Origin of the sequence: Otoolea muris (genome assembly GCF_943193115.1) — a bacterium.
GTDB lineage: Bacteria > Bacillota > Clostridia > Lachnospirales > Lachnospiraceae > Otoolea > Otoolea muris.
The window spans coordinates 1-6,047 of the sequence record NZ_CALPCY010000101.1 but is presented as its reverse complement, the minus strand read 5'-3'; the positions used below and the strand labels follow the sequence as shown (position 1 = coordinate 6,047).

General features: G+C 44.5%; 3 protein-coding genes. All 3 read left to right on the top strand.

Annotation, left to right across the window (positions count from 1 at the left end; genetic code table 11):
- The first annotated feature begins 1,213 nt into the window (after nt 1–1,213).
- Nucleotides 1,214–2,785, top strand: coding sequence for a hypothetical protein (locus NFS31_RS25925; protein WP_251501730.1), 1,572 nt, complete (start codon nt 1,214–1,216; stop codon nt 2,783–2,785).
- A gap of 372 nt (nt 2,786–3,157) precedes the next feature.
- Nucleotides 3,158–3,811, top strand: a complete 654-nt coding sequence (locus tag NFS31_RS25920; RefSeq protein ID WP_251501728.1) for a toll/interleukin-1 receptor domain-containing protein — start codon at nt 3,158–3,160, stop codon at nt 3,809–3,811.
- Nucleotides 3,812–3,830: 19 nt separating this feature from the next.
- On the top strand, nt 3,831–6,047 hold a 2,217-nt coding region (locus NFS31_RS25915), incomplete at its 3' end, for a tetratricopeptide repeat protein (protein ID WP_251501726.1).

The window sequence follows — 6,047 nt, the reverse complement described above, 5'->3', positions numbered from 1 at the left end:
CAATTAGAACATTTGGTAAGATATAATAGTCTCTACAATTAGAAAAAACCGGGACGCGGCAGCTATCATATAGCCACCGCACCCCGGATTCTCATTGGTGCAGATATTGGAATGTTACGCAATAGAACGGCATTTTCGGGGATAAAGGTATAAATCCCTGTCCCCGGCAAAAGTGCGCCCGCAAAGCCGCATATAGCAAGGCTCTTTTCGCCCCTACTGCGTAACATGAGGGCATAAAAAAAGCGGCGTTCCTATTCTCCCGTGTTGGGATAGAGAAACGCCGCGTATGCGTCGTATTCAGTTTTCATTTATTCTTTCTCAATGCTGTGTGCTGGTGGCTGGGCTGGCAGGGTTGGGGGGCGGCATATCAAGGCTCTTTCCCTCAAAAGTAGTAAATTGGTAGTAAATTCAGCTTGAAATCCTGCTTGTATGCCCGTAAATCAAGGCTTTTTTGAGATAATCAACCATTTTTCTTACAAAATTAAATGCTGGAAAGTGGAAGAATGCAGCAACAGGAAATAAGTATTGGCAGTATTGTGAGCATAATTATGTAGAACGCGAAAAAGGGCATTACGCCCTGTTTGGTAAAAGCACATTGTAAAGCCGGATAAGGGTATAAAAAGGACAAAATAAGCAGGGAATAGTAAGAAAAGAATAAATAGAGCTTTACTTTTGTGTATTAACAAGGTATAATTTTTGATGTGCAGATACGGCCATATTTCAGGAAAAATCTCCTGAAAGCAGGGAAAGTTATACACATTTACAGCAGCGGTATCTCAGCAGCATCTGATCGTCCCAAAATCTGTCTGTCATTGTGGATAATACTCTACAGCATCTTGAAAAATTTCAGCATGTTTTTTTGTCAGTTTCCCTTTCCATTTAACGCGATGGCTGAACGGTTACGTATCCGCACCCTTTATTCCCGCGGGCAACGGGCCAAGTGGGCATGCTTGCATGCACATTTGGCGACTGCCGCGTCAAATACCCTGCTGCTCTGCAGCGCCGTAAGTTTGACGCCCCGTTGCTTGCAGCGGGGTTGTTGACTCAATCCGCCTATGGCAATAATTTTACGCATATGCAATTATTTTATTTTGCAAAAGATTCCCAGGTCATCGACAATTGGATTTGCTGTTTTTTGTAAAGGATTATTTTGCATTTTTAGCATAGGGAAAAGCGAGGTGAACATTGATTATCAGTTAATCAGTAAAGAACTATGAAGAAAAAAATTCTTGTATCTTACATAAAAAGCCCCTCAAAATGGGGAGAAATGCTTTTTCAGCAAAGTAAAGCTCTGTTTGAACATTTTGTACCGGAACAGGAAAACAAAAGCGGGAACGCGCAGTATGAATTTGAGGTTACAGATGTTGTCGATGAAATGATAAAGACGGGTAAATTTTCCAGCCTGTCTGATTGCCAGATGTGTTCTTTTAGCGCCTGTCTTTATTCTGATACCGTTATTTTTGATGGATCGATTGAGGATGGCATTTTCGATCAATATCAGTTTGCCTATGATCTGATGAAACATCTGGATCACGTGCTGATTATATCCAGAACAGAACTTCCGTACAACTTTGAGGGGCAAAGAAAAGGCGGCGCGCCTTCATGGATAAAAATTGGCGGGGATTTAAACGAATTGGACAGCGTGACAGATCCTGAGCAGGCAAATGCGCATATTTTGGAATGGCTGGGCTATACTTTGGAACGGTTAGAGCTGCCACGGAGCAACAAGCCGAAAGAGGCTCCTTCCATCACGAATTGCTTGGAAATAATCACACAAATGATGGAAGAGTCGGACAAACATATGGAAGCTCTCGAAGGGCCATCGCTTTTTATCAGCTATTTGAGTAAGGATTATAAAATCTTAAAGGATCATTTTCAAGAGATTGAAGAACATACGGGGGTGTTAAAAGAGAGCTTTCACTATTTTGCACCAGGCAAGGTTGCAACAGAATTCATGACAGAACAACGACGCTGGGAAATTGTCAGCATCACCGACAGGGAAATCCATAAATGTACCTCGATTCTAATCTTCCAGACGGATGGTTATTACTGTTCCTGGTGGACAATGGGAGAATTGATATCAATTTCCTATAGATTTCATGAATGCTGGGATAAATGTCCCACGGTTTATATTGCGAAAGCGCATCGAAATAGTAAAGGGATTTATGAATTTACCTGGAAAGCGCTAAATACTCCTGAACAAAAACAGGAATTTTTTCCAGGTATTAGCGAGGGGCAGAAACGCAGGCTGGCAAGGCGTTTTGCAAACTCCGATCCAAATGAAGCAGCATATGAACTTGATGAAAAAACAACCAGGCAGTCCGGATGGCCGTTTGTTGTAAAAGCCCCTGTTTCTGTTATAAAAGGAACTGCGATATATTTGGCGCAAAAAAACAATCTGTTTGGTAAAATGTTAGGAAACGATACTCTGGCTGAGAATATTTCGCATGCATGGGAGTCTGCGAATTCCTATACCCATACAAAAGCATTTCGTACAAAGCGTATTGTTGAATGTAAATATTGCAGGGAAAATGCTTCCCATCTAACGGTTGATAATTTCATACAGATGGACATGCCATATGTATATCATGTGGATGATGAAGAATTATCAGAGCGTAAGGATGGCACATTGCAGCTTGTCCAAAAATGTCCAATCCATGGAAATATACGTTTAAAGAAAAATGGTCAATATTATCGCTTTATACAACCAAGATACGGCAAAAAAATGAAAGCCGGAAAAACACTTATAGAATTTATTGACAGAATTGAATTTTGTGATATATAGCATTGAATGCGGTCTGTAATCTGTTTGAGAGCAGTCCCGGTCATTTAGGACATGCTGCCCCGTCAGTTCCTGGCCGGGCACGGGGCGGAGACAGGGGACAACAGAGAGTATGCGGATGCTCCGTGAGGAAGGACGCAAGATCTCAATTAACTTCAGGAGGATCCAGCTCCGCCGGATAAAGGATTTGGGAGTACCCTTTTACGGAGATGGCGCGTAGTTTATTAAAGTCTGATTCAGATAAAGAAGTGATATATTTTGGGGGCCATGCCATAGTACCGCACCTTTTTAATTTATGATACTATGTATTAACATTTATCAGCCGGACAGTACATTTGTCTGTGTTGTGTCATTAATACTACGGAGGTGGAATTTATGGGACAGAAGATTAAAAATATACTGAAAGGCGTTTCCGTTGGGAGCGGCTATACAGGCGGGAACAGTACAGTTAATAATTATTATGGCGATCGGACAGAAGCGGGGAGGGAGGAAAACAGGGACGACAAAACGATATTTCTTTCTTATAACTGGCATGATGTGGAAACAGCAGACAGAATTGACAGGCATCTGTCCGGAATTGCGGGCGTAACCGTAAAAAGAGATGTGCGGGACATTGGCCCATGGAAGAGCATCAGGGACTTTATGGAAGGAATCCGGCAGCAGGACTTTGCGGTCCTCATTATCAGCGATTCTTATCTGAAATCGAAAAACTGTATGTTTGAGGTCACGGAGATGATGAAAGAACGGGAGTATGCGGACAGAATTTTCCCGGCCGTTGTGGAAACCGGCATATATGATCCTTTGGCACGCGCTGGGTACATAAGTTACTGGCAGCAGGAATGTAATAAACTGGAAGCTGCTGTAAAGGGGCTGGATCCGGCCAATGCGGTTGAGCTGGCAGCGGATTTGAAGCGCTATAAAAATATTGCGTCTTCTGTGGGGGAGTTTTTAAGTATAGTCGCAGACAGGAACAATCCGGATATCCAGGAGGCAGAGGTACAAATAGAGAATGCGGTGCTGAAGAGCTGACGGATAGGGGAGAATTACTATGGATCAGAAGATAAAAAACCGCCTTAATGAGGGAAGCGTGGGACACTATGTTGGCGGCAATCAGACAAACAATTATTATACCATGTTTCAGGATAATGAGCGGGAGTTTGTTGTCACCCATAGGGCCAATATAAAGCCAGCATACTATTTTACTGGCCGTGAGAGGGAGCTGCAGGATTTACGCCAGAGAGTAGAGGAGGGGCGGAAGTCTGTTCTGGTAAGCGGTATGGGTGGGATTGGGAAGACGCATATCTGCAGGAAATTGTTTGGGGAATACAATGAAAAACATTCCAAGGGTGAAAACGTGCCTTTCCGGTACATAGGCTTTATTGAATATGATGGGAATATGGACAGGAGCCTGCAAAGCGGTTTGAAGTTTAAGAAGCAGGAGAATCCGGAGCAAAACCAGGAGGCTGCATGGAGGGAACTGGAATATCTGGCAGCAGACGGAAAGCTGCTGCTCTTTGTTGATAATGTGGATAAGACCATAAGTGCTGATCCGGGTCTGAAGAAGTTAAGGAGTATTCCTGGGGCGGTTGTCCTAACATCCCGGCAGGCTTCCATCTGTGATGAATTTGAACCATATCAGATAGGTTTCCTTGATACGGAACAGTGCAGAGAAATTTATGAGAAAATCCGGTTTAAGGGCAGTGGGAGGAAAGTCACGCCGGAGGAAGAACAGGATTTGAACTATGTTATAGAGAATTTGGTCGGAAGACATACCCTTACGGTAGAGCATCTGGCACATTTGGCGTGGGCAAAAACGTGGCCAGCGAGAAAACTGCGTGAGAAACTGGAAGAAAAAGGGTTCTGCCTGGAATTCAATAAGGATGGAGAAATTGTCAATATTCAGCGGTCTTATGAGGCTTTATACGATTTATCTGAGCTGACAGATACAGAGAAGAACATCCTGGAAGCATTTTCGGTATTTCCTTATATTCCTTTAGCAGCAGAGGTGTGTAACGAATGGCTGCTTGCAGATGCCGGTGCAGGTGAAGATTGTGATATCCTGATGGGGTTATATCAGAAGGGGTGGCTGCAGTTTGATATGTGGCAGGAAAGCTATGCTCTGCACCCGGTGTTCGCGCAGTTTATTTATGAAAAAAACAGGCCGGAGTTTGAAAAGCACGCCGGACTCATAAAAGCATGTAAAAGGTATCTTGAGGTACCGGAAAATGGTTCCCCCCTGGAATGTCAGCAGTATATTCCTTTTGCAGAAAATATTATTAAAAAAGTCAATATGGGAGACGGCTTGGAACAGGTTGAAATTACAGATGCCCTTGCATATTTATTGCAGTATATAGCTGAATATGAGAAAGCTCAAGAGTTGTATAGGAAAATACTTGTGATAAGTGAGAGAGTGCTTGGCGGGGGCCATCCATATACAGCTACCAGTTATAACAACCTGGCGGGAGTGTATGCGAGCCAGGGAGAGTATGAGAAAGCGGAGGAGCTGTACGAAAAGGCGCTAGCGATACGTGAGAGAGTGCTTGGCGAGGGACATCCAGATATAGCTACCAGTTATAACAACCTGGCAGGAGTGTATAAGAGCCAGGGAGAGTATGAGAAAGCGGAGGAGCTGTACAAAAAGGCGCTAGCGATAAGTGAGAGAGTGCTTGGCGGGGGCCATCCATATACAGCTACCAGTTATAACAATCTGGCGGGAGTGTATGAAAGCCAGGGAGAGTATGAGAAAGCGGAGGAGCTGTACGAAAAGGCGCTTGTGATAAGTGAGAGAGTGCTTGGCGGGGGCCATCCAGATACAGCTACCAGTTATAACAACCTGGCGGGAGTGTATGCGAGGCAGGGAGAGTATGAGAAAGCGGAGGAGCTGTACAAAAAGGCGCTAGCGATACGTAAGAGAGTGCTTGGCGGGGGCCATCCAAATACAGCTACCAGTTATAACAATCTGGCAGGAGTGTATGAAAGCCAGGGAAAGTATGAGAAAGCGGAGGAGCTGTACGAAAAGGCGCTAGCGATAAGTGAGAGAGTGCTTGGCGAGGGCCATCCAGATACAGCTACCAGTTATAACAACCTGGCGGGAGTGTATGCGAGGCAGGGAGAGTATGAGAAAGCGGAGGAGCTGTACGAAAAGGCGCTAGCGATACGTGAGAGAGTGCTTGGCGGGGGCCATCCATATACAGCTACCAGTTATAACAACCTGGCGGGAGTGTATGCGAGGCAGGGAGAGTATGAGAAAGCGGAGGAGCTGTAC